Consider the following 24,243-nt stretch of genomic DNA (forward strand, 5'->3'; position numbering starts at 1 on the left):
ATAATTTAGATGTGATGAAACTGCAGGTTTCAGGTTAATGTTTATTAGGTTATTTATTATCTTCTTTCATTATAAACGCCAACTTCGGCAATAGATACCTGGTGATCGGCCGCATCAACAGATACACGTATCTTACTACCCCATACCCTGTCAAAGCGGAATATTTTCACTTTATTTTTATTCTCACCCGCAAATAATGGTTTCCAGGTACCATTATCACAATATTCCAGGTGAAGTTTGGTGATGTTTGGTTTCTCTTCGGTAATGGCTATAGCATTAAAGCCCTGATCACGTTTGAAGGTGATCTCGTACCATGGATTTTTTACGGTAGTGTTTGATATCCATGAAGAATGGAAATCATCATCATTGGCAAAATCCATAATATTGGAATCATCACTCCAGCTGGAGTTGGAGAATTGATTTTTAGCCAGATTTGATGAAATAATTGGAGCTTCCAGTTTAGGCAGTTTAGCCACAGGGCCTTCGTTCTTCCATATCTCCCCTATTTTTTTGAGAGCTGCAAGAGCATTATCATCAATGAGGCCATCACGGTTAGGTGCTACATTCAGGATAAAATTACAATCCACATTATTAAAAGGAATGATATTATCGTTTACCAATTTAACCGGATCTTTTACTGCATCGGTAGGATCAGATAAGTTCCAGAACCAATGCCTTTGCAGCGGATAGCAGGAAAGCGCAGGCATATTATTGTTCTCTTTTGAAATGTGCTGACCAGCTCCTTGTTCATAAGTTTTAATATCTGTATAGAACATGCCCTCCGCAGGATATTTAGCGCCGTTAAGATCCATCACCAGGCAATTGGGTTGCAATGATTTTACCAAACGGTATATCTCTTCAAAAGGCACATCGTCATAAGATATTCTTGACCATGGCGCGTCCCAACCATCAATAATCAGCGCGCCGATATCACCATACTTAGTCAGCAATTCGGTGATCTGGGCTTTGATCATATCAATATGTTTAGGCGTTATGCCATTGGGTCTTAAGCGATGATGCGTATCCAGAATAGAGTAATATAAAAACACTTTCAGCCCGTTAGCCCTAAAGGCATCCGCGTATTCTTTAACTACGTCCCTTTTGAGCGGACTGTTCATTACGTTATAATCGGTAGTTTTGGTATCCCAGATACAAAAACCACTATGATGCTTGGTAGTAATACAACCATAGCTCATATGGGCGGATTTTGCCGCTTTAGCCCACTGATCGCAATTGAGCTTTGTTGGATTAAAGATAGCGGGTGATGCTTCGGGATCGGCCCAATCCTGATTCAGATAAGTTGGAATATTAAAATGAATAAACATGCCAAAACGCAGGTCAACAAATTCCTGTTGCAATTGCGCCAGCGTTTTTACCGGTTTATTACTTTGCGCATAGGCTGATATACCCAGACTGCACAACAGCCCCAGGCAAATTGCTTTTATACTATTACTTAACTTCATATAATGGTGTGAATTGGTTATGCTTCAATAACCGGATTGGCCGCATAGGCTGTCCAAAGTTCATCTAACGTTTTGCCGGTTTCTTGTTTCCAGCTATCGTTGGTAAAGGTATGGTTGCGTAACTGGGCATCCAAATTTTTTACCAGGCCGGGTTTAATGTTTTTCTCTATCCACACGAGGAAACGGGCAGTAATGCGGTAGCTATTTTCATAGCTTTGGGTTGCTTTAAAAGCAGGCAATGCCCATTTGGCTCCTTCGTTATCTACCCCAAATTTGTAGCGGGCATAATCGGCAATACCTTCTGTCAGCCATCCCGGACCTGTGCTTTGGCCATAATCCTGTACAATATGCATTACCTCATGTGTAACCACATCAATATCATGCGGGTGTTTTGTCATGTATTTTGAACTAAAAACAACACGACCGTCGGCTGTAGCGGCAACACCATTGTAGGCCGTGTCAATAACAAAAGTTACACTTTTTAAGGTTTTTTTATTGTAAGCTTTTGCCAGTTTTGGATAAACGGTATAAAAGGTTTCAACCAATTTATTCTTAAGTTCGGGACTAAAACTGGCATCCTGATTCTCGAAAGTTAACTTATAGCCTTTTTTGTTAAACACTTCGGTTTGTTGTGCATTACTGCTTGCGGCAAAACATAAAGTAAGTAATGCACTTAAAAGAAACACTTTTTTCATTGGATAAATAATTGTTAAATGCGTAGTTAATAATATTTAAAATTTAATTGGGCTGCTCAAAAATGTGCGAGTTTATCATAAAACCCGGCACAAATTAAATTGTATTGTGCCGGGTTTGAGCTATTTAATTGAGGTTCCTGGTAACGTGCTGAAGCTTAACAGTAATCAGGTAAACTCCTTCCTGAAACAACCTGAAAGTAAACCTTGGGTTGGCGCTATAAATTTTGGCAGAAGTTGGTGTAAAACCAGGATCTATCCGCACAAACTGGCTCGGGATACGGTAATAAATGGTAAATCCCTGAGCTGCTCCTTTAACCGGGAATGGCGTAACTTCAAAATTACAGGTTAATGAAGTATCAGAAGCGATCAGCGGATGGAATTTAGCGAACGTTTCAAAGCTGCTCCTGTCTCCGCGTTTGATATACTCCCCGTTTTTAGGGTTAAAAGCTACTCCATTTTCATCAACTATTTTCAAGATGGCCAATGTACCCTTAGTAGATAATTTGGTGATGGTAACTTTGGGTTCACCTATATCACCACTAGTAGTGGTACCATCCTGGAACCAGGCGCCGCCGCCCGCATCAATTTCGGCTACATCGCCCTCAAAAATATTAAGATTGGCAATATTCTTAAAAGTTTTGGTACCGTTCTCGTTAGAGGCGGCTATATCAAACTCATATGCTCCCAACGGTACATTTGCCGTGGTATTATAAAAGGTAAACGCTCCTGTATGTGTATTAAAGTCAAAACTCGGAAGATTTACATTTTTACGGATACTATTGAGCAGGGCAACCGTTGTATCTACATCCGGATCAAACTCTGAAGTATACACATACCTATCGCGGTTTTTATATAGCGAATCGGCGTGTTTATGAGTAAGCGCATCCCTGATATCCAATAGCCGATAAGTTACAGGAGCACTTGAGCCATCATTATCAACCGCTATACTTTGAACTATGATACCACGCTGCACCTGGATAGGATTATCGCGATACCTGATCTGGCTACTTAAAAAACCATGCGGGGCCTTAACACAACCTATAACTCCGGCTGCCATTAAAATAACAAGAAGTATTTTATAGTGTTTTTTCATTTTCTTGGCTATCTAAAAATTTATCAATTGTTAACATTGTTGAAATACGTGAACGTATGATTGTTGCTCAACACATGTAACACACCTGTTGTAGTTAATATACCCGTTGTTTGACAAAGGGTAGAAAGCAGCTGTCTTGGATCAACCTGTTGTACACCATTTATGTCAACAGGTACCGGCCCTCCGGGTGTCAGGGGCACCACTTTAGTAAAGTATATGTACTGCGGATTGGTGGTGAAAATACTGTTGGTATAATCCGTTGTCGACCTAAGCTGAATCAACCGGTATTCTCCATCCAGAGTCTGAGGATATATGCCTTTCTGTGATAAATTATCCCTGGTAATCTTATCCTTAAACATATAGGCTCTTAAAGAGTCTTTGAGTGAGGCAAAATTTAGCGAATCAAACGTAAAAACCAGGTTTTCATCGTTTTTCTGCGTGCGCAGTTGCTCTCTTTTTGCTAATACGAAGTTGGTTATTGAATAATTAGTCACCGCAAAAAAAGTTCCTGCACTATTCACCTCGTCTTTCATATTCATTTTATTGATCATCATCACCAAAGTATCAAACGCATGGTTGGTTTTCAGATAATCATAAGTGGTCATATTTACCTGGGCCTTAAACAAATCGCCCCCAATGGTATAATCCTTTTTACAGGAAAAAAACACAACCGCTACTAATAGGATGGGTATAAATATTTTTAATGTTTTCATGTTTGTGCTATTTAACGGTTAAAGTTTTCCTTGCCAGTAAGGTGTTTGTTTCAAAACAAAATCATCTTTAAACATAGAAGGATCTATAGGCCACAGATACCCTCCCTGGTTCACCCTCGTATCATTAATATGTGAATAGTCGGAAATGAAGCTGCTTGTTGGGTTACCGATTTGTTTGGTACGAACCAGGTCATAAAAAGATTGACCTTCATAAAAGAGTTCACGCAAACGCTCTTCCAATATAGTCCTGGCAAGAGCATTACCTGCCCCTGTGTAACTGGCTATTCCTGCCCTACTGCGTATAGTGTTTAAAAGCACTAATGCTTCACCATCGCGTCCTAATTGATTTAATGCTTCGGCTCTTAAAAGCATAATATCGGCCAGGCGGAAAATGATAATGTTATTAGATAAACGAGGGTCGTTTTTTGCCGATCCATCGGCATAAGTAATATTCGAATACTTTATTGTTTGTCCGCTGGTGGATTGCGCCTGGAAGAAGTATTTCTTATACCTCAGATCTGTAGTATCTTTAAATAAGGTATTCACATATAAAGTACTTACCGGCCATTCGAGGTTTGATTTTTGTGCAACAAAGGGAAAAGCGATGGTTGGGGCATATCCATAATAATTAAGTGCTACACCTTCACTTTGCTGATAATTGATATTGATTTCAAAAATCCCCTCTACTGATTTACCAATAAATATTTTGCTGAATTGCGAAGTATCAGTAACCAACTGATATTGCCCGTTATTAATTACCTGGGCAGTGGCCTGTTCGCATCCGGCATAGTCATGTGTCCAGGCTTTTATATGAGCTTCCAATGCAAAAGCCGAACCTTTATTAGCTCTCACGGCACGCTGGCTTTCATCGGCATAACCAAAGGCCAGGTTACTTTCGGCAATCTTTAAATCAGCGAGGCATTGTTTAAGTACATCGGCAGCAGGTGTGCGGGGAATGTTTACAGCCTGACTAACATCCAGATCGGGTTGTGTTTTTAAAGGCACATCGCCCCAAACCCTGGTCATATAAAAGTAGGTGAATGCCCGCAGGTAATAAGCCTCGCCAATGATCTGATTCTTATCATCATGATTACTGAACTTTTCTATCGGGATAGCAGGTACTTTGTTAATGATGAGGTTTATTTGTTGTAAAAGCTGGTAGTAGTTTAACCAGTTCCAGATACCTGGCCCAACATTTAACCCGGTAAATTCACCATTGGAGATATTGTAATTAGCATCATCCAGTCCTGAGTTAATGCTAAATTCGCTTGTAGTGGCGTCACCAAATACATGGAATGAATAATTATTGAGCATTACCGAACGCAACAGGGAATATGCTCCCGCGATAGCGGTATTGGCATCTGTTCCATTAGTAAAATAAGCATTGGTAAAAGTGGAGTTATGCGGCTGCAAATCAAGTATTTTTTTGCAGGAACTCACACTAATAAGCCCGGTTATCATTAATAATCCGGCTGTGTATCTTATTATATTTTTTTTCATTTCTTTTCGTTTTTATTTACCCGTTAAACATTAAAAGCTTACATCAACACCCAGGGTATATTTTTTGGGGATAGGATAACCACTGCCATTGTAAATACCAAAGGCATCAACTTCTTCAGCATCAGGCACATTTGATTTCTGGAAAATATGCAGGTTATCAACCATGCCATATACCCTTAGGCGGCTCAGGTGCAGGTTTTTTAAAACTGCCGGGTTGAACGTATATGATAAAGAAACCGTTTTTACACGCAGATAGCTTCCATTCTCGACCCAGGCCGAGCTAACAGCAGCATATTTATACCGAGTTCCGCTTACCGAGCTCAATGACGGATATTTAGCATTATCTCCGGGGTTTTGCCAGTAATTAATTCCACTTAAATCAGGAAAAGCGTTATTAGTAATATCATGGTATGGATCTGAATTACCATCATCTGTTGGTACCAGGTGCGATAACTTACCAACCAGGTAATCGTTATAAATATCGCGCCCCAGCGTAAAGGTGCAGAACACCGAAACGCTCCAGTTTTTGTAACTAAAAATATTATTAAAGCCACCGGTAAATTTAGGATTCGGGTTTCCGGCAGGCACATAATCTGTTTGGTCAAGCACACCATCGCCGTTTGAATCCTTCCATATCGGGTCGCCACCCTTGAATGGGTAACCGTAAAAGTTTAAAACCCCACCCGTTACCGGGTTTACAGGCACATCTTTATCAGTTTTATAAACACCTGTTTGCTGAAACAGGTTAAATTCATTGATAGGCTGTCCCTGCCTCAAAACAAACTTATCTAAATAAATATCGCGCCCGCCGTTTGGCAACGAGGTAATTTCATTTTGGTTATAGGCAATGTTAAAATCGGTTTCCCACTGAAAAGCACTTTTGGGATTAAAATAATGTGCAATAAAGGATGCTTCCAAACCACGGTTTTGTGTACCAATAGAGTTGGTTACAATAGTGGTATAGCCGGTGGTTACCGGCAAGTTTAAACTAAAAATACCCTGACTGGTGTTTTTAACATAGGCGTCGGCAACAAAATTAAAGCGGCCATCCAAAAAGGTAAGATCGACCCCAATATTGGCTTGCTTTGAATGTTCCCAGGTTAAATTTTTATTGCTCAAGCCTCCATTAAAATTGGGTGCTATAGCGGCAATACCATTATAAGTATTGGAAAGGTTTTGACCGGTTTGTGGACTGCTGCTACCTGTAAAACTACCTGCCCCTATGGTATAAGTATTGAATGACAGGTAATTGTCTCCGCTATCTGGCTGACGGCCGGCAATACCATAACTTGCGCGTAGCTTAAATAGAGTAAGCCAGTTTTTAGTACTTTTCATGAAGGGTTCATCACTAATGATCCAGCCTGCGGATACAGAAGGGAAGTAACCAACCCGTTTCCCTGGGCCAAACTTTGATGATGCATCGGCATTAAAAACCGCTGATAACAGGTAGCGTCCTTTAAAGTCGTAATTAAACCTTAAGAAACCGGTTTGAATACCACTCTCAATCAAATCAGAATAAGCATTCGAATTGCTTTTATTTAATACTTTAACAACGGATATCTGATCATTCGGGATCCCATCTGCTTCGGCATCAGTTGCCCTGTAAGTATGGTATTCGGTATTTTGCCCTAATAGCACATTGATATGGTGTATCTTGTTTAATGTGGTGCTAAACTGAATATTATTACTCATGAGGTAGTTGGCCGAGTTATCAACAAAGCTTGATGCATAACCTAAACCGCTTTGCCTTACCACTCCTGGCGTATAAGCATCTCTCCTGCTGCCTGCACTTTCGTACGAAATAACCGTATTAAATAGCCAATGATCATTGATGCGCCAGTCAATAGTAGGACTAATGGTAATGCTATTGTTGGTATTGGCATCTGTTGATACATTTGAGCTGCCGTAAAGGAAATCTTTATTAGCCTGCCCCAGATATAAGTTTGATGGAGGTAGCGGACTATTAGCATAATACCCCCCGGTAAATGGGTTTACATTACCGCTTAAGTCACTGAGCGAGGTAGGACGATCAACACGGTAAAAACGGATCTGCGTACTGATCTTTAACTTGGGCGATACGTTAATGCCAACCGTACTATTAAGTGCATAACGTTGTAAGCCTGTTTTTTTGATAATTCCATCCTCATTATAATAATTTAAGCCGTAGCGATAAGTTATCATGTCATTACCGCCGCTTATGGATAACTCATAGTTATCTACCTTTCCTGTTTGATAAATACCGCTCCGGTAATCGTTGGCATTATTAAACGCAGGATTTAAGGTATCAGTTAATATTTGCGGAATGTTTTTAAGATTAGCATAATTACCATAATGATTAATTAAGGCTAATTTAGCCCTGGTTTCTTCGGCCCCCACAAGTACCTTATCCAGTTTTGGTTGATCTGTAATACCATGATAGGTAGAGAAATTTATCCTGGTTTTGCCAGCAGTACCCTTTTTGGTGGTAATGATGATAACCCCATTAGCTCCCCTTGAACCATAAATAGCTGCAGCAGAGGCATCTTTTAATATATCAATGTTATCAATATCATTAATCGGAATGCCCGCAAGTACATCTGTACCAGTACCTGTACCGTAATTAATTGCTGCGATATCCTCTGTGCTTTGTGGTACACCATCAATCACATATAATGGCCCTGAAATAGCCCTGGCTAAACTTGCTTTACCAGATGCAGACCCTGTATTGTTATCAATACTACGACTAACTGAGGTGTTACCCCTGAGTACCACATTACTCCTTACACCAGGCTCGCCCGAAAAATTCTGAACATTCAAACCGGCAACCCGGCCTTGCAACAAAGCATCAAAAGTTGGCGTAGGAATATCGGCGATAGTTTTAGGATCAACTGAAGTAATTGCGGCACTTACGCTCCTGCGCGAAACCTGCTGATAACCGATAACCACCACATCTTTAAGTACCTTTTGATCGGTCTTTAGAACCACTATTAAATTTGTATTAGATTCGGTTATCTTAATGGTTTGCGCCTCATAACCTAACATTCTTACTGTGATTGATTTACCAGCTTCTATCTTTAAGGTAAATCTTCCCGATGTATTGGCCGATACACCAGAAGCTGAACCTGTTAAAACAATAGATGCACCGGGCAGTGGGCCACTGGCGTCTTTAACTAAACCAGCTACGGTAACCTGGTTACCGGGGTTTTTAGCGTCTTGGGCATGCAATACAGGCATTCCCAACACCAACAGGATTGGAATGATGCACGTATAGTAAAGGAATTTTTTTTTGTAGAAAAAATTGATCATAATTTTTAATTAAATGAACAGTTAATGATTGTTTTGACCATAGAGATGCCATGGCAAATACGTAATAAGGAATTCTGGCAGCGGGTTGCTACCTGCTTTTAAATGCTAAGTCTTTGTTTCTTCATGCAGTTGAATTAAGTTAAACAATAAGTTAATAAAAGTGATAAAACGTTTTATCAAAAATGACATAACAAGCCCTACCCGGTAGTATACCACCAATTTAAAATACGCTCGTTGGCTTAATTAAGCTTTAAAGCAATAAAACGTTTACCAAAAAATAAACCTGTAAGCTGTTTCCCAATTTATATACGCACAACAGCCTAATAAAACAAACAGTGTTTTTCGTCTCAACAAAAAACCTTAGAAAGGCATTGATAAAACGTTTTATCAATACGAAAATGTTTTACTTTGATAGATAGAATAATCAAATATAAGATAGTAAAATGTTTTACCAAATTTATATCACATTTTTTATCAAAAAACTTTATTTATTTCAATAAATTCATCAATAATGCCATAAAAAATAAAAAATGGCAATAATAAAAACAAACCTTTAGCTTTTTGACTGCCATTAGCCACAAAAAATTTGAATATTCTTAAAACAGAAAGGGTTTATAAGTGTAAAAATCTTACTTTTTCACTAAATTTTATTTTTTTGTTACGGTCGACCCACGTTCAATGAGTTTAGATGGTATCTGATATTTAATTTTTGACACGTCTCCCTTTTCCCCTCCCATTTGTGCCAATAAAAGGTCAATAGCCGACTTTGCTATCTCATAAGTGGGCTGTTGTATAGTTGTGATCCCGGGCGGGTACAAACTAAATATTTCATTATCATCAAAACTGATCATGGCCAGGTCATGCGGAATATTTAGCTCAAGTTGCTTGATACTTTCTAATCCCATTGTACCTAAATAGTTTGTTGTAAAAAAAACAGCATCCATCTGTTTCTGTTGTTGTATAAAAGCCTTTACGGAGTTTATAGCTTTATCCTTATCGGTATCAAAAGGCAATTTAAATACTAGTTTTTTATCCTCTTTTATATTATTGGCTTTTAAGGCATCTTTATATCCGCGTGTGCGATCCTGTAATTGGATCAGGTCAAGATCAGCTGTTATTAAGCCAATTTTTTTATATCCGGCTTTTAATAGATGATCAACCGCATTAAAAGCGCTACCATGATTATCAACCAGCACATGGGGGATATCCAAGTCCGGAAAATAGCCATCTATTAATACTACAGGCTTTTCATTCGCTATCAAATTTTGTATATCCTTTTCCAGTCCCTTCATGGGGGTCACGATATAACCATCTACTAATTGCTGCGAAAGCATTCTGATCACATCCTTTCCCTTCTGGATGTTATTATTAGTACTACAGTAAATAATCCTGTATCCTTCCTTTTCGGCTTCTTCTTCTATTACTTTGGCCATTGCTCCAAAAAAAGGACCTCCAATGGTTTCAACTACGAGGCCGATTACTTTTGAAACACCGGTACGAAGGCCTACTGCCATCCGGTTGGGTTCATATCCATTTTTGGCTGCTACGTCTAATATTTTTTTAGTTATCTCTTTACTAATACGCCCTTTGCCATTTAAAACAAATGACACAGTTGTAATGGAGGTATTGGTAAGTTTTGCGATATCCTTTATGGATATTTTTTTATTTATCATTATACGTGGATCTCTCGTGATTTTTAGGTTTATCGTATTATCAGCAACAAATTAAGCAAATACCAGATTTATCAAAAATAAAAATTTATAACAATGCTGGCACACTTATTATTTTATTGTACCGGGCTCCGCAGCATTACCTTAAACGTTGTTTTTCTATAAATAATATACCGCTTATTGGGTGAAGCCCTTTTTTAGTAATGTGGGCATAATTAATAAATATGCTTAAATTAACCTTCTGAATAAAAACCCTCTTTAATACTAAACATTGGTATATAAAAACGTTATGAGCATTACGCCCAAACTTACCCGTTTTGATCTTTCTATGATCGTTATCAGCCTGGTGATAGGCATGGGTATTTTTGCAACACCTGGCGAAGTAGCCATCAGTTCAAGTAACCCTTACCTGTATTTTGGCGCCTGGTTTTTTGGGGGTGCCGTTAGTTTATGCGGGGCCCTTACGTTTGCCGAAATAGGTGCACGCTACCCTACTACCGGTGGATTTTACAAGGTTTTTTCCTATTGTTTTCACCCGGCATTTGCTTTTATGATCAACTGGATACTGGTGATCAGTAATGCTGCTTCTGTAGCTGCAGTAGCTCTTATTGGCGCTGAGTATATAAACCCTGTAATTATGCCCAAAAGCCTGCAAAATGATTTGGGTATCAAGATCATGACCATCACATCGGTACTCATTCTATATATCATTAATTTCCTGGGAATTAAAATGAGTGCCAGGACGCAAAATGTGCTTACAATATTTAAAATAAGCATGATCCTGATTCTTTGTACCGCGGTATTTAAAAGTCACATAGCCCCAGGAGCTTATAGGGTTATTGTACCACCCGATGATAATAATTATAATTTGAGTGCGTTCGGGATAAGCCTGGTTGCCGTATTCTTCACTTATGGTGGCTATCAACAAACTATTAACTTTGGAGGAGATATCATTAATGCCAAGCGTAACATCCCTAAAGCCATTTTCACTGGGATGATAACCGTTATATTTCTATATCTGCTAATCAACTTTGCTTATTATTCGGTCCTGGGCATAAAAGGTTTGCAGCATAAAACCGCGTTGGCCGCTACCCTTGCGGGCGCTATTTTTGGTTCGGTTGGCTATAAAATCATTTCATTGCTGATGTTTGTTTCGGTGCTTGCTTTCATTAACGTTAATATCATGGCCAATCCGCGGGTTTATTATGCCATGGCCGAAGATGGAATTTTACCCCATCGTTTCAAGCGCGTTAACCAGCAAACACAAGTACAAGAATTTGGCCTGAGCTTTTTTGTAGTGGCGGTCCTCCTTATACTATTTTTTATAAGTTCATTTCAAAAGATACTCAGTTACGTGATGTTTTTTGATACCATCGGACTTTCCACAGCGGCAGTTACTATTTTTATTTTAAGAAAAAAAACCAAGCATCTTGACAGAACAGGTATTTATACCATAAAATGGTATCCTGTAATCCCTATTATTTTTATAGTTGCTTATTGGTTTGTTACCGTAAGTATCTTTATTGAAAACCCCATGGCTGCGTTTATATGCCTTTGTGCGTTTGTTACCGGTCTTATTATATATTTTATTACTAAAAACAGGCAGAACACCATTATAATACCTTAACTATGGAGCTTTCATTTATATTAAATGAATTGGGGGAAGAAAGAGAAAATTACTTCAACGCGGTTTCGCCACCCATCATACAATCAAGTAATTTCACCTTTAATACGGTTACGGCGTTGAGACAGGCTATGGCCGATGAATTTGATACCAATTTGTATTCAAGGGGGCAAAATCCAACATTGAGTATATTGCGAAAAAAGCTGGCCGCCCTTGATGGCGCGGATGATGCTTTGATATTTAGCAGTGGTATTGGAGCCATAAGTGTTCCGCTACTTGCGTTGTTAAAATCCGGTGATCATATTGTGGCTGTCGAAAGCCCCTACAGCTGGACAATAAAGCTATTCAAAGAGCTTTTACCTAAATTTGGCATAAACACCACTTTTATTGATGGTACTGTTTATGAAAATTTTGAAACAGCTGTTACTCCTCAAACACGATTGATCTTTTTAGAAAGCCCTAACACTTTTAGTTACGAATTACAGGACATCAAAAAGGTCGCGGCATTTGCCAGGTTGCGGGGTATTATATCCATGATCGATAACAGTTACTGCAGCCCCATATACCAGCAACCCATCAATATGGGTATCGATCTGGTGGCTCAATCGGCCACCAAATACATCGGAGGGCATTCAGATGTTGTAGCAGGCGTATTAACTGGGAGTAAGGAGTTGATCAGACATATATTTGACCATGAATTCATGAACTTGGGTCCTGCTATTTCGCCTCACTCTGCATGGTTATTGTTAAGAGGACTAAGAACCCTGCCCCTACGTTTACAACGTAGCTTTGAAAGTACAGGAATTATTACGCAATGGTTACAAAACCAGGAACACATACAACAGGTGATATGGCCTTTCAGTGCAGGATTTAAACAAACACAACTGGCGCACGAACAAATGCAGGGTTGCGGCGGGTTATTTAGTTTTAGTTTAAAAAATTCTTCATTTAAAAAAATAGAAGCGTTTTGCAATAACCTGCAGCATATATTGCTGGCTGTTTCCTGGGGCGGGCACGAAAGTTTGATATTGCCATCAATAGCATCTATTTCAGAGCAGGAATATGAGGCAACTGATGAGCGCCTTCAACTGATCAGGATGTATGTAGGTTTAGAAGATACTGAGTATCTTATTCAAGATCTTAAGCAGGCATTAGCTAAAATTTGATTTTGTTAAACAATCAGTAATTTACCCTAAATCATATCAGCTTGCCAGATCATGTCTTAAAAAAGCTTCCCATGTTACCCGTCCATAACTATTAGTTGGCCAAATATTATTCTCAGACCGGTACCTGTCATATTCTTCACTTTGGAACGGCCGTACTTTTAGTTCATCCTTGCGCCTAAGTACATGGAGATATGTTTTTGCCATTTCTTCAAATTTAAGCAGTTCGGGTCCTCCTACTCCACGAACCAGGCCTACAGGTTCCCGCTGAGCTACGTCGATTAGCAATGTCGCAGCTTCTTTTACTTCTATTGATTGAAAATGCATGCCATCAGGTATAGCCAGCGTTCCATTTTCCTTATCCAATGTTTTTAAAATAGAGAGTACATAATTATGGAACTGAGTAGTGCGTAAAACTGAGAATGGGATCCCGCTGGCCGCTATCATTTGCTCTACCCTTATTTTGGTTTGATAATAAGAGTAATTACTTTTATCAACATTAATGATAGAAATGTAAACAAAATGCAGGGTTTTATCGCGGTCTATCACATTCAATAAATTTTGCGTTCCCTTGATATCCACACTTTGCGTGTCCTTAGGGTTACTCGCACAATGAATAATAATATCGGCATCCTGCGTGGCTTCTTCCAAACCCCTGTTTGAGGCCAGATCGCCTTTTATCAGCAGTACGCCTGCCGGGACAACGGCGTTCTTCTTTGAGCTTAATACACTAACTCTATAATTAATAGATAGCAACTGATCTACAACTTCTCTTCCCAGCAGGCCGGTACCCCCTGTCACTAATACATTCTTCATCTGTTAAGCTTTTGTAATAAATAATTAATAAGGTATAGGTTTGATGAATTATTTTAGTTTTTATTTGATTGCTCCAAAACAGGTCGGGGATCAAATATTACCCTGAACGAGTTTATTTTGCCATCATTAACCTGGTACCACCCGCAACTGAATATGGTGATATGTCCCATATCAATATCATAAAACAAACAAACATCATCTCCTTCGGCAATGGTTTTTTTCAGATCATACTTAAACTTCATTTTCTGCATGTCGTTCATATATGCATCTGCCCCATCCCGCGTACCTAATACACCTTTAAAGGTCATATCTGTTGCTAAATATTTGCGGGCAGCAGCAAAGTCTTCTTTATTCATCGCCTCTATAAAAGCCATTACTACTTCCCTGGCATTTTTGGTTGATTTTGCTGTATCACTTTCCATATTATTATTCAGATCAATCGTTATTATATAATAATAAATAAAACAACCTTAATGTTTTCATAAATAACAAAAAGCCACAGGGTTTATGGAACGCAGTAAATAAGGAGTAATAAACGTTTTCGCCTTATAACCTTGTTAGTTTAATGTAGACATGGTTTCTACAAGGTTTTCGCAAAAAATATATGCCTATTCTGATTCTTTTTATCTTTTAATTAACTGCATTTGTATTTCTGAAGGCTGAACTCATTATCAAACTTAGATTATCCTTTTTTTAAACCTTATATGAAATTTAAACTATTATTAATTGTGGTTGTGGCCTATTGCTACAATTGCCCGCTTATGCTAAAACCTTGTTTTTAACCAGCCGGTCGGGGCTATATTCTGTTAATTTACAGTAGCGAGAAAAATTTCAGTGATCATTGTCCAGTTTTCGTTTGCTCGTTCGTATCTATAGTAACAAACAGGAAAAACGAATTTTAAAGCATACCACCATGATCATTGTAAAAGTTAACTATACCGTAAAACAGGAATTTGCTGCACAGAACCAGGAAAACATCCAATTATTTTTAAAGGATCTTCAGCAAATGAACCATCCCGATTTCAGATACAATGTTTACCAGGGACCGGATGGAAAAACATTCACCCACTTATCGCATTTCAAAACCGAGGCGATACAGCAAATAGTTTTGAATGTACCCTCATTTAAGTATTTCCAGCAGCAACGGGACAATAGTGGTCTGGAAGCACAGCCCCAACTAGAAGTGATGGACCTGATAGGCTCATCTGCCTGCATTTTCGATTGGCCGGTTTTTTAAATAAGAGTTGTTTACTATAAAAAAGCCCCATTGCCATAATGATGGCGACGGGGCTTTTAAATTTTGGCGAATATTTCTTTCAGGCTTACTTATCCAATCCACCCCTTCGGGTAGCTTTAACCTGCACGGGCCATTTAATGCCTTCCGTTTTTGTATTGGTGGTTTTAGCCGGATCTTCGCTGGCCATATAGGCCAAAATAGCGGCCAGTATGGCGTTATTCTTCAGATCGTCGAAAACTACCTTATCATACGTATCGCGGTTAGTATGCCAGGTATAAGAACCGTACGACCAGTTTAGCGAGCTCAACGAAAAACCAGGGGCGCCAACGGCTACAAACGAAGCAAAATCAGAGCCACCACCGCCAGGCTGACCCGGGAAGTTGGTTTTGATGCGGTTTTTGATAGTATCGGGTACGGCCTCCAGCCAACGGGTTAAATAATCCTTAGCCTCCACAAAACCCTGTCCCGATAAGTTTACAACCCTTCCGGTGCCATTGTCCTGGTTAAACAGGGCTTGCAGGTTCTGTACAATTTCGGGGTGATCCTCCACAAAAGCGCGCGAGCCGTTCAGGCCCTCTTCTTCGCTGCCCCAATGGCCAACTAATATGGTACGTTTCGGGTGAGGGTAATATTTTTTCAGCAAGCGCATAGCCTCCATCATGGTCAGCGTTCCGGTGCCATTATCTGTAGCGCCGGTGCCACCATCCCAGGAATCAAAGTGGGCAGATAACATCACATATTCGTTAGGTTTTTCGCTGCCTTTTATTTCGGCAATGGTGTTAAAGGTAGGTACTACACCCAGTTCTTTCGACTCAGTATGCATGCTGATCACCGGCTTGCCACCCGATTCACTCAGCCTGTATAACATACCATAATCTTCCAGGGCGATATCAACCGTAGGGACTATTTTGGTATAAGCGCCAAATATTTTATCCACTCCAAAACCAGCCGACCAGTTATTGGTCAATATGCCAGCAGCACCGGCTTTTTCAAGCGCTACAGGTAGTGTGCGGGTGGTATAGCCCGTTTTGCTGATGCGTTTACGCCAGGCATCAGTAGCGGCTGTGCGTTCGGCTTTCATCTTATCAAATGATTCTTTAAGGGCAAATTCCTGCCAGTTATAGTCGGGCCGGCCGGTTGGCTGGCACATGGATATCATTACAAATTTGCCTTTTACGTTGGGCAGCCATTGCGCAAAAGCTACAGAATCTGCCAGATCCGGAAGGATGATTACCTCGGCACTTACCGTCTTTTTCCCCATACCCGGGCTCCAGGCAAGTTGGGTGCCTTCCAATGATTTTACACGTGGCGATATCATGTCAATGTGCGAGATACCCCGCTCCCATCCACGCCATTCGCCCCATTTTTCGTTATGGGCATCTATATTCCAGGTTTTATATTTGGCTACCGCCCAGTCATTAGCCTGTTTCATTTGGGGTGTGCCCACCAAACGGGGACCGATGCCGTCAAAAAGTTCATGGGCCAGTTTTTCGAGCTGCGAGTTATTGGTTTCTTCCTGCATAATGCCGTCGATGACCGCTTTGCTGGATTGTGCCTGGCTTATACCGCTGCAAAGCAGGGCACTTACCATTAACGGAATGGCTTTACGCCAACAATTAGTGAGTAGATTAAGATCAGTTGTTTTCATGAACCTAATTTATAAAAATTGAACGGCCCTTTATAATTTTGTTCTGTAAAAGTGGGTTTACATGGTTTACACTTTTTAGGGTTGACATAAACTTAACTAATTGACAATAAGTTAGTTATAATATTTTTCCTCCAAAAAGTGTAAACCCACTTTTTATCAAGTTTAGGCCTCTTAAATTCCCTCCCGAGGGAGGGATGTGATGGGATAGTACAGTAGCAGGGAGGGATTGATTCGTGATGCAAGCAGCATAAAACCCCTCCCTACCCCTCCCGAGGGAGGGAATCGCACACTCCCATGCTTTAAATCCTCTCAGGGGTCTGTAACATGGTTTTCCATTCCCGAATTCACATTTACTTATTATTTTTTAAGCATAATTTAACTTCTGAGCAAACAATTTTTAGCAAATCATACTTTTTAGTCCGGATAAACTATATTTGTTAATTCCAAATCATCAAAATTTACCATGAAATTATTTGTTGGCGGCTTTCCTCTTGATATTGCAGAAATTGAATTAGTTAAAATATTCAATTCCTACGGCACTGTTAATACTATCAAGATTGTACGGGATAAAAAGACCCGTAAATGCAAAGGATACGCTTTCCTGGAAATGACCGACCAGGCCGGGGCCGACCGTGCCATTGAAGGACTTGACGGCACCCCCATGGGCGACCGTATACTCAGTGTAAAACAAGCTGCTGATAAACCTGCCGCCAAACCACCAATGCAGCAACGCAGCTTTCGCCCGCAACATAGCAATTATATCAAAACAGACCGGAGCAGTAGTACCGGGAGCTCTGCCGGTGGCACTACGGTAAAAAAACGCCCGAGAATATAGGGTGATTACCCATTAATAAAGAATATGCTGCAAGGGGGTTGTCACTCTGAGCTCCGTTAAAAGAGCCAGGGCCTTGTGCGATTCCTTGCCTCGGGAGGGGGTTTCATCGCTTGATAATTCTGCCGCTTGTATAAACCCCTCCTGCCATTACCCCTGCCCTACGCGCCGCTCTCGTGGGGAGGGAACTGAAAAAGATTTCCCCAGACCTTTACCGCTTTACTTTCTCCACCGTTCCAAAACGTTCCATCACTTTATTAATGGTGACGCTGTCGCGCAATACGCTCAAGCGCATCCGGGTCATGGCATAATCTGATATTTGCCAGCCGAGTGGTAATACAGGCCATATATGGGTATTAGGTACCCTTTCGGCAGTGGGGCGGAACAGGAAAAAGCCATAATGCTTTATCCTCGACATGGAATAATTCCAGTCTTCAGATTTTTTCATATAGCCCACACGGCTATTCAAAATACCTACAGGTGGCGCCAATGGCTCAAATAAGTTGCCTGGTTTGCCTGCATCTTCTGTTTGCTGTACAGAGTTGGGCAGCGACAGGAATTGCGGCTGGATATGGCTAAATACAGTGTCTTCTTTGATCAGTTTAGTCCGCACCCGTTCAAAAACCGTTAACACGCCCAGTGAGGTTTCCGCGCCCGAATTATCCCAGGTACCTCCATCGGTAAAATGATGTTTGCCATTGAGTTTAGCCGTAGGGCTTACATAAGGGAACCGGGCGCTCAAAAAAGCGGCTGTGCTGAGGCGCAGATCTCCGGGGTCTTCAATTTCCTGCTCCAGGAATATGGTGGAAGGAAAATCAAGGCTATCCAGCAATACCGGGGCCGATATACCTTTTTTACCGCTATCCACATCAAATGTATTGGCAAACAGTAAGGGTACTTCATAATTGCCGCCTTTCCACATCCTCCCTAAAGTAACCTTCATATCCAGATAACGTGCATGGGTATGCCGCTCCCAGTCCTCCTCCATCAGTCTTGCCCTATCGGCCCAGGGGGCTATTCCTAATGATGATGCCAGCATATCCCTCCCCAATAAGGCAACTATATTGGAGGTGAGATAATCATTCCGATAGATGGCCAGCGAGTTAACCGGGTAAAAAACAGTATCCTTTACCGGATTTTGCCGGTGCTGATACCTCGCATTGCTCAATAATGATAAACCTATAGTGCCTCCGGATGCTCCGGAATAGGAAAAAACATAATGCTGAAAATCACGTGTATTTGCCCCGTCAGGATAGCGGTTTTTTAGCAGGCTATCCAGCGTACCCACAACCATTGTTGTCCAAACGGTGGCACGTAGCCCCCCGCCATAAGCATTTACAAAAAACACAGGATAAGGTTTATCGGGGTTTCTGGCCACAAAATCTTTAATTTCCTGTTTACGGCTTTTGAGCCAATTTTCGGTATAGCGGTCTAAAGAATCCAATGATTTGTGATAACCTTCCTCCTTCTGAACAAAAGCTTCATGATAGGTGGTTATAGTACTGATCGACCTGTATAGTGTAAACATCAGCAAAAAAGTGATCAAACTAAAGCCTGTCTTTTTTCCAGCGAACAATAAAAAGGAAAAGAACAACAGGTAGCCCGCGGCCGCGCACAATACAATAGGCATGGTATAATAACGGTTGCCACTGGTTAGTTCATTTAAAAATGGCGGAAAGTTACACAGGACAAAAAACAGCAAAGCTATCACACCGCAAAAGCTTATCCACGGTGCAGCATGCCATTTCCGAATGCCAGGGGTACCCGTACGCAAGGCAGTAGTGATCACAAACATGGCCGATAGAAAGAACAAATCGAGCGACAGATATGCCAGGAAATGCGGTTCGCGGTTGCGCTTTCCATCAATACTGCCCCAAATGATCATGGGTAATATCAAGGCAGCCATACTCACCCAAAAACGCCACACAACTACGTTGCCCTGTGATTTAAACAGCTTATCTATCCATTTATACCTCAATACGATCTTATAAAAAATGAGCGATGCCAGCAGCAGAATCAGCGGAGGCACATCTTTCAACAGGTAATCGATCTGATAGGCGTTCATGGTTTGCAGGATACCGGTAGCAGGTATCAGGAAAGCGGCAGCACCGAACAACCGGGCAGTTTCTACCTTAAGAGATGGTCTGGAACCCGCGGGCAAACGGCTGGTGTCAAAATCAACAGGCCCTATAAAAAACCGTTTATAGCTTATTTTGATGGCGTTATCAATAACCTTAGGTAAATGCCAGCACATCAGCGCCAGCAAAGTTATGGCCAGCAGAAAATAAAAACTGGCCCAGCGCGAGGTATTAATCGAGAGCAACATATCCTGGATCTGTGCGCTGATAAAAAGCCCCAGAAAAAAAACCAGCAGCGTGATCAGTACGATACGGAAACGCCAGGAATAGGTGAGCAGGCGCCCTATCCAGGCGGTTGTATAATCCAACCAAAACCGGGGTTTACCCAGCTTAAAGCCTTCGTAAAGTAATTTGCACGCTATAAAAATCAGCAGCAGGTATTTGATACATGCCGGTAAACCAATAAGTAAAGCATCGGGTAAAGGCAGCTTCAGTTTAAAATGCTGCAAAGCCCGGTTGGTCATGATGTTCTCAAACACATCCAGCAGCGCTGCCAGGAGCACTATTGAACTTAATGTGATCACACTATGCTGCGATATCACCCGGCGGCGGCGGTTAGCCTTTTGGCTTCCTATCCGGAAGATGAGAATGAGCAGGATACCTACATAAATCCCGATGAAAGTATAATCGGCATTGTTCCGGAAAACCGCGGTTTCGATACCCGTGACGGTTTCGGGATAAGTGGTTTCGCGGGTATAGATCTGGTTTTTCTTAAACCCGGCCTGCCATTCTTTTAGGATAGAATCCCTGCGGGCATTGCTGGTATTGATTTCCCAGTTGATGATACCCGATGGCGTGTACTTGGTTACAATGAGGTAATTATCCTTTAGCGTCATACTGCCGACAACTAATAAGGCCATCAGCAATAATGAAAAAATGGACGAAAAATGACGGTTGACCCAATTCTGTAAACGCCGGAACATATCAATGTGAATAACCTAAAGTTACGGAAAAAAGTATGATCGATGGGTTATTTGGGTGTATTTTAAATTGTTGTATGGTATCGACTCACCCCGTTTTTTCCCCATGCGTCATTGCGAGGAGGAACGACGTGGCAATCCCCGGTATACGGAACGTCTCTGTAAGTCGGGGATTGCTACGCTCGCAATGACGCGTGGAGGAAAAGCAGGGGCAAGGCTTTTATCCCACAAGCCTTAAACCTTAGCATACAACTCCTCTATCCTCTCCAACGGAACACCTTTGGTTTCGAACACATAGCGGCTCACAAACAATACCATGCTGATATTGATGATGCCATAAACCCCAAAGGTATACACTGGCCCCAGCTGCGCAAGCATCACCGGGAAGGTAAGCGAAACGATGGAATTGGCCACCCAGTTACCAAACACCGCAATAGATGTTGCCGTACCACGAACCCGGTTGGGGAATATCTCGGCCACGTACACCCACAGCACTACGCCCCAGGTACAGGCAAAACCGCCTATGTAAACAAATATGGTTAGCAGTACAAAGTAGTTATGCAGCATGTCGAAATGAAACAGCGCAGCCAGCACAAACATGCAAAGCCCCATGATCACCGAGCCGACGAGCAACAGCTTTTTACGCCCAAGCCTGTCAATCAGCGGGAAAGCCAGGATGGTAAATATCAGATTAACCACACCGGTTAACATGGTTTGGAATAATACGCTACCGCCTACATGTACTTTTTCAAATATAAGAGGTGCATAGTAAAATACGATATTGATACCTGTAAGCTGGGCTATGGAGGCAAATACAAGGCCGATGATCACCACTTTTCGGAAACGCGGGGTAAATACTTCTTTCAGGGCCGAAGTATCTTCCGTTGCTATATCCTTACTAACCAGCTCAACCTGCTCCACGCTTTCGGTTTTGGAATAGATATGATCAAACACGCGCTGAGCGTCTTTTATTTTGTTTTTGGCGATGAGCCAGCGCGGACTTTCGGGTACCAGCAGCAGCAGGATAAAGAAAATAACCGAAGGCACCACCGCCGCGGCCAGCATATAGCGCCAGATATTTCCATCATTTAAAAAACCGAAAGGCGCTTTAGCTATCACATAATTGGAGATGAACGACAGCAAAATACCCGTTACAATGGCAAGTTGCTGCAGCATACCCAACCTGCCCCTAAATTTTGGCGGCGCCACTTCTGATATATAAATAGGCGCCAGGGTTGATGCCATACCGATGGCTACCCCGCCTATAAAGCGGTACACCACCAATTGCACATAACTACCCGCGATGCCACTCCCCAAAGCAGCGATGATGTATAATATAGAGGTTACGATCATCAATTTCTTTCGTCCGAACTGATCTGCCAGGCTACCGGCAAACAGGGCTCCAGGGATACAGCCTATGGATGCAGCCGCTACTACCAAACCAACTTCTGCGTCGCTGAGCGAAAAAACGGGTTTGAGATATTGCAACGAGCCCGCTATTACGGCGGTATCAAAGCCAAATAATAGTCCGCCCAGGGCAGCCACAATAGAAATTAAAATGGTATAACTTTTCATAAAGCAGAGTGGTTAACGGTAAAGCCCCAAGCCGGGGTAATTGGTTTATAAACTCGATTTAGCAGTGCTAAAATCGACGCTTTACAAATATATAATTCCCCTGCACATTTAGGCCGTTCATTTTTAGCCATCTGCTTTTTGTCAGCAAATTGTTATTTAAATGGTTGAAGCGCATTCAAAATATACCGATTGGTATATATTTGCATCATGAAAAAAATCTGGTCATATTTTCAATCTATCCATATAACTGATCACTAAAAAAATTTATCCAAAAATATACCGATTGGTATAATATATATTATGAACGCCATCAAACGACAAATCCTCCTCATCACGGTAATAGCCGCCGCTATTATGGAACTGATTGACACCTCCATTGTGAACGTAGCGCTCAACTACATGAGCGGTAACCTGGGCGCCACACTCGAAGATATTTCCTGGGTGATCACCTCCTACGCCATCGCCAACGTGATCATTATCCCCATGACCAGCTTTTTGGTGAACAACCTTGGCCGCCGCAATTATTACATCGGCTCCATTATTCTGTTTACCTTTTGCTCATTTATGTGCGGTAACGCCACTAATATATGGGAGCTGGTGAGCTTCCGGTTTTTGCAGGGTTTGGGAGGCGGCGCGCTGCTTTCCGTTTCGGCAACGGTGGTTTATGAGCTTTTCCCAAAGGAGAAACAAGCCACCGCGAGCGCCTTGTTTGGTATTGGTGTGTTCATCGGGCCAACTATTGGGCCAACATTGGGTGGTTATATCACCGAAAATTTCTCCTGGCCATGGATCTTTTATATCAACATTCCCATTGGCATAGCTGCCGCGATCTCCTGCTACTTCTTGCTGCACGAGCCCGCTATCAGGCAAAAGATCAAACATATCGACTGGACAGGTATCATCCTGCTCATCGTAGGCATTGGCTCCTTACAGGTGGTGCTGGAGCGCGGTGAAACCGACGATTGGTTTTCTGCCGGGTATATCGTTTTTTTAACTGTGGTGGCCAGCCTGGCGCTTACCACCTTTATTATCTGGGAGTTGTATACCGAAAATCCTGTGGTGAACCTGCGTATCCTCCGGTTCAGATCGTTAAGTATTGCGGCTGTGCTTACTTTTATCACGGGTATGGGTATGTATACTTCCATTTATTTGACCCCTGTGGTAGCACAGCGCCTGCTTAATTTTACCCCTACCCAATCCGGACTTTTACTTTTACCCGGCTCCATCGTGGCGGTATTGGCTTTGGTAGTCACCGGTAAGCTTTTGCAAAAGGGCGTTTCGGCGGCGCTGATTGTGTTTTTTGGTTTTATGTGTTTTATATATTTCAACTGGTCGATGTCGAGGATCAACCTGGAAACACCGGCCATCGATATTACGCTAAACCTCATTTTCAGGGCGATAGGCATGGCCTTGTTAACCGTCCCTTTGGGTACTCTGGCCGTATCATCATTGGAACTCAAGGATATGCCCCAGGGAACCGCTTTTAATAATATGATGCGGCAACTGGGTGGCTCGTTTGGTATTTCCATCATTAATACCTATGTAGCCCGGCGCATAGCCTCGCACCGCATGGACCTGATCACCCACATTACACCCGATAATCCCGCGTTTATTAACCGGATAAATGGTTATGCCGCGTCTTTCATACAAAAAGGCTTCGGTTTACTGGATGCTAAACAGAAGGCTATGCTGTTGGTTGAGAAAGTGGTGGTTCAGCAATCGTCCTTTTCCAGCTACCTGGATGGTTTTTTCCTGATCGGTTTGTTTTTTGCCATTGTACTGCCGCTATTGCTTTTTGTGGCTAAACGCGATAAGAAGAAACCGCTGGTTATCCCCTCATCAGATCATTAACATTTGGGGTTGAAAAGACT

The 24,243-nt window shown here is 41.6% G+C and carries 17 protein-coding genes; 5 read left to right on the forward strand and 12 right to left on the reverse strand.

All coding sequences use genetic code 11. The annotated features are described in order from the left end of the window. Window positions 1–56: 56 nt before the first annotated feature. The 7 genes from FHW89_RS09485 to FHW89_RS09515 all read right to left on the reverse strand — a co-directional run bounded on the left by FHW89_RS09485 (window position 57) and on the right by FHW89_RS09515 (window position 10,422). Window positions 57–1,463, reverse strand: coding sequence for an alpha-L-fucosidase (locus FHW89_RS09485; RefSeq protein WP_172334786.1), 1,407 nt, complete (start codon window positions 1,461–1,463; stop codon window positions 57–59). A 17-nt stretch (window positions 1,464–1,480) separates the two neighbouring features. Then, window positions 1,481–2,158: a basic secretory protein-like protein gene (locus tag FHW89_RS09490; protein WP_172334787.1), complete on the reverse strand. Its 678-nt coding sequence runs from the start codon at window positions 2,156–2,158 to the stop codon at window positions 1,481–1,483. Window positions 2,159–2,282: 124 nt separating this feature from the next. Continuing rightward, window positions 2,283–3,251, reverse strand: coding sequence for a DUF5007 domain-containing protein (locus FHW89_RS09495; RefSeq protein ID WP_216650522.1), 969 nt, complete (start codon window positions 3,249–3,251; stop codon window positions 2,283–2,285). 23 nt (window positions 3,252–3,274) lie between these two features. Further along, window positions 3,275–3,964, reverse strand: coding sequence for a hypothetical protein (locus FHW89_RS09500; RefSeq protein ID WP_172334788.1), 690 nt, complete (start codon window positions 3,962–3,964; stop codon window positions 3,275–3,277). A gap of 18 nt (window positions 3,965–3,982) precedes the next feature. Beyond that, window positions 3,983–5,464, reverse strand: coding sequence for a RagB/SusD family nutrient uptake outer membrane protein (locus FHW89_RS09505; protein WP_172334789.1), 1,482 nt, complete (start codon window positions 5,462–5,464; stop codon window positions 3,983–3,985). Between the two features lie 30 nt (window positions 5,465–5,494). Continuing rightward, entirely contained in the window at window positions 5,495–8,749 is a 3,255-nt protein-coding gene (locus tag FHW89_RS09510) for a SusC/RagA family TonB-linked outer membrane protein (protein WP_172334790.1), read from the reverse strand. A 647-nt stretch (window positions 8,750–9,396) separates the two neighbouring features. Then, on the reverse strand, window positions 9,397–10,422 hold the full coding sequence (locus FHW89_RS09515) for a LacI family DNA-binding transcriptional regulator (RefSeq protein WP_172334791.1): 1,026 nt from the start codon (window positions 10,420–10,422) through the stop codon (window positions 9,397–9,399). Window positions 10,423–10,708: 286 nt separating this feature from the next. Between FHW89_RS09515 and FHW89_RS09520 the strand changes: the two genes are divergently transcribed. Then, window positions 10,709–12,046 (forward strand): APC family permease, encoded by a 1,338-nt coding sequence (locus FHW89_RS09520; RefSeq protein WP_172334792.1) that lies wholly within the window; start codon window positions 10,709–10,711, stop codon window positions 12,044–12,046. A gap of 2 nt (window positions 12,047–12,048) precedes the next feature. Continuing rightward, window positions 12,049–13,209: a PLP-dependent aspartate aminotransferase family protein gene (locus FHW89_RS09525; RefSeq protein WP_172334793.1), complete on the forward strand. Its 1,161-nt coding sequence runs from the start codon at window positions 12,049–12,051 to the stop codon at window positions 13,207–13,209. A 36-nt stretch (window positions 13,210–13,245) separates the two neighbouring features. Here FHW89_RS09525 and FHW89_RS09530 read toward each other — a convergent pair whose 3' ends face one another. Both FHW89_RS09530 and FHW89_RS09535 read right to left on the reverse strand, forming a co-directional pair. Then, complete coding sequence (locus tag FHW89_RS09530; protein WP_172334794.1) at window positions 13,246–14,022, reverse strand: SDR family oxidoreductase; 777 nt, start codon at window positions 14,020–14,022, stop codon at window positions 13,246–13,248. A 53-nt stretch (window positions 14,023–14,075) separates the two neighbouring features. Further along, complete coding sequence (locus FHW89_RS09535; RefSeq protein WP_172334795.1) at window positions 14,076–14,444, reverse strand: nuclear transport factor 2 family protein; 369 nt, start codon at window positions 14,442–14,444, stop codon at window positions 14,076–14,078. Window positions 14,445–14,935: 491 nt separating this feature from the next. Between FHW89_RS09535 and FHW89_RS09540 the strand changes: the two genes are divergently transcribed. Continuing rightward, complete coding sequence (locus FHW89_RS09540; protein ID WP_172334796.1) at window positions 14,936–15,259, forward strand: hypothetical protein; 324 nt, start codon at window positions 14,936–14,938, stop codon at window positions 15,257–15,259. 85 nt (window positions 15,260–15,344) lie between these two features. Here FHW89_RS09540 and FHW89_RS09545 read toward each other — a convergent pair whose 3' ends face one another. Continuing rightward, window positions 15,345–16,907, reverse strand: coding sequence for a M20/M25/M40 family metallo-hydrolase (locus FHW89_RS09545; RefSeq protein WP_253952203.1), 1,563 nt, complete (start codon window positions 16,905–16,907; stop codon window positions 15,345–15,347). Between the two features lie 463 nt (window positions 16,908–17,370). Here FHW89_RS09545 and FHW89_RS09550 point away from each other — a divergent pair, with 463 nt between their 5' ends. Continuing rightward, window positions 17,371–17,742: an RNA-binding protein gene (locus tag FHW89_RS09550; protein ID WP_172334797.1), complete on the forward strand. Its 372-nt coding sequence runs from the start codon at window positions 17,371–17,373 to the stop codon at window positions 17,740–17,742. A gap of 208 nt (window positions 17,743–17,950) precedes the next feature. Here FHW89_RS09550 and FHW89_RS09555 read toward each other — a convergent pair whose 3' ends face one another. After that, a complete protein-coding gene (locus FHW89_RS09555; protein ID WP_172334798.1) occupies window positions 17,951–20,737 on the reverse strand; it encodes a hypothetical protein in 2,787 nt (928 codons plus the stop codon). A 294-nt stretch (window positions 20,738–21,031) separates the two neighbouring features. Beyond that, window positions 21,032–22,372, reverse strand: coding sequence for a sugar porter family MFS transporter (locus FHW89_RS09560; RefSeq protein WP_172334799.1), 1,341 nt, complete (start codon window positions 22,370–22,372; stop codon window positions 21,032–21,034). Between the two features lie 300 nt (window positions 22,373–22,672). Between FHW89_RS09560 and FHW89_RS09565 the strand changes: the two genes are divergently transcribed. After that, window positions 22,673–24,223 (forward strand): DHA2 family efflux MFS transporter permease subunit, encoded by a 1,551-nt coding sequence (locus tag FHW89_RS09565; protein ID WP_172334800.1) that lies wholly within the window; start codon window positions 22,673–22,675, stop codon window positions 24,221–24,223. Window positions 24,224–24,243: the final 20 nt, after the last annotated feature.

The organism is Mucilaginibacter sp. SG564 (assembly GCF_013149275.1).
Taxonomy (GTDB): Bacteria; Bacteroidota; Bacteroidia; order Sphingobacteriales; family Sphingobacteriaceae; genus Mucilaginibacter.

Excerpts from the sequence above, each read along its gene's own strand:
- FHW89_RS09485 (WP_172334786.1), bottom strand. The coding sequence starts at position 1,463 with ATGAAGTTAAGTAATAGTATAAAAGCAATTTGCCTGGGGCTGTTGTGC.
- FHW89_RS09490 (WP_172334787.1), bottom strand. The coding sequence starts at position 2,158 with ATGAAAAAAGTGTTTCTTTTAAGTGCATTACTTACTTTATGTTTTGCC.
- FHW89_RS09495 (WP_216650522.1), bottom strand. The coding sequence starts at position 3,251 with ATGAAAAAACACTATAAAATACTTCTTGTTATTTTAATGGCAGCCGGA.
- FHW89_RS09500 (WP_172334788.1), bottom strand. The coding sequence starts at position 3,964 with ATGAAAACATTAAAAATATTTATACCCATCCTATTAGTAGCGGTTGTG.
- FHW89_RS09505 (WP_172334789.1), bottom strand. The coding sequence starts at position 5,464 with ATGAAAAAAAATATAATAAGATACACAGCCGGATTATTAATGATAACC.
- FHW89_RS09510 (WP_172334790.1), bottom strand. The coding sequence starts at position 8,749 with ATGATCAATTTTTTCTACAAAAAAAAATTCCTTTACTATACGTGCATC.
- FHW89_RS09515 (WP_172334791.1), bottom strand. The coding sequence starts at position 10,422 with ATGATAAATAAAAAAATATCCATAAAGGATATCGCAAAACTTACCAAT.
- FHW89_RS09520 (WP_172334792.1), top strand. The coding sequence starts at position 10,709 with ATGAGCATTACGCCCAAACTTACCCGTTTTGATCTTTCTATGATCGTT.
- FHW89_RS09525 (WP_172334793.1), top strand. The coding sequence starts at position 12,049 with ATGGAGCTTTCATTTATATTAAATGAATTGGGGGAAGAAAGAGAAAAT.
- FHW89_RS09530 (WP_172334794.1), bottom strand. The coding sequence starts at position 14,022 with ATGAAGAATGTATTAGTGACAGGGGGTACCGGCCTGCTGGGAAGAGAA.
- FHW89_RS09535 (WP_172334795.1), bottom strand. The coding sequence starts at position 14,444 with ATGGAAAGTGATACAGCAAAATCAACCAAAAATGCCAGGGAAGTAGTA.
- FHW89_RS09540 (WP_172334796.1), top strand. The coding sequence starts at position 14,936 with ATGATCATTGTAAAAGTTAACTATACCGTAAAACAGGAATTTGCTGCA.
- FHW89_RS09545 (WP_253952203.1), bottom strand. The coding sequence starts at position 16,907 with ATGAAAACAACTGATCTTAATCTACTCACTAATTGTTGGCGTAAAGCC.
- FHW89_RS09550 (WP_172334797.1), top strand. The coding sequence starts at position 17,371 with ATGAAATTATTTGTTGGCGGCTTTCCTCTTGATATTGCAGAAATTGAA.
- FHW89_RS09555 (WP_172334798.1), bottom strand. The coding sequence starts at position 20,737 with ATGGCCTTATTAGTTGTCGGCAGTATGACGCTAAAGGATAATTACCTC.
- FHW89_RS09560 (WP_172334799.1), bottom strand. The coding sequence starts at position 22,372 with ATGAAAAGTTATACCATTTTAATTTCTATTGTGGCTGCCCTGGGCGGA.
- FHW89_RS09565 (WP_172334800.1), top strand. The coding sequence starts at position 22,673 with ATGAACGCCATCAAACGACAAATCCTCCTCATCACGGTAATAGCCGCC.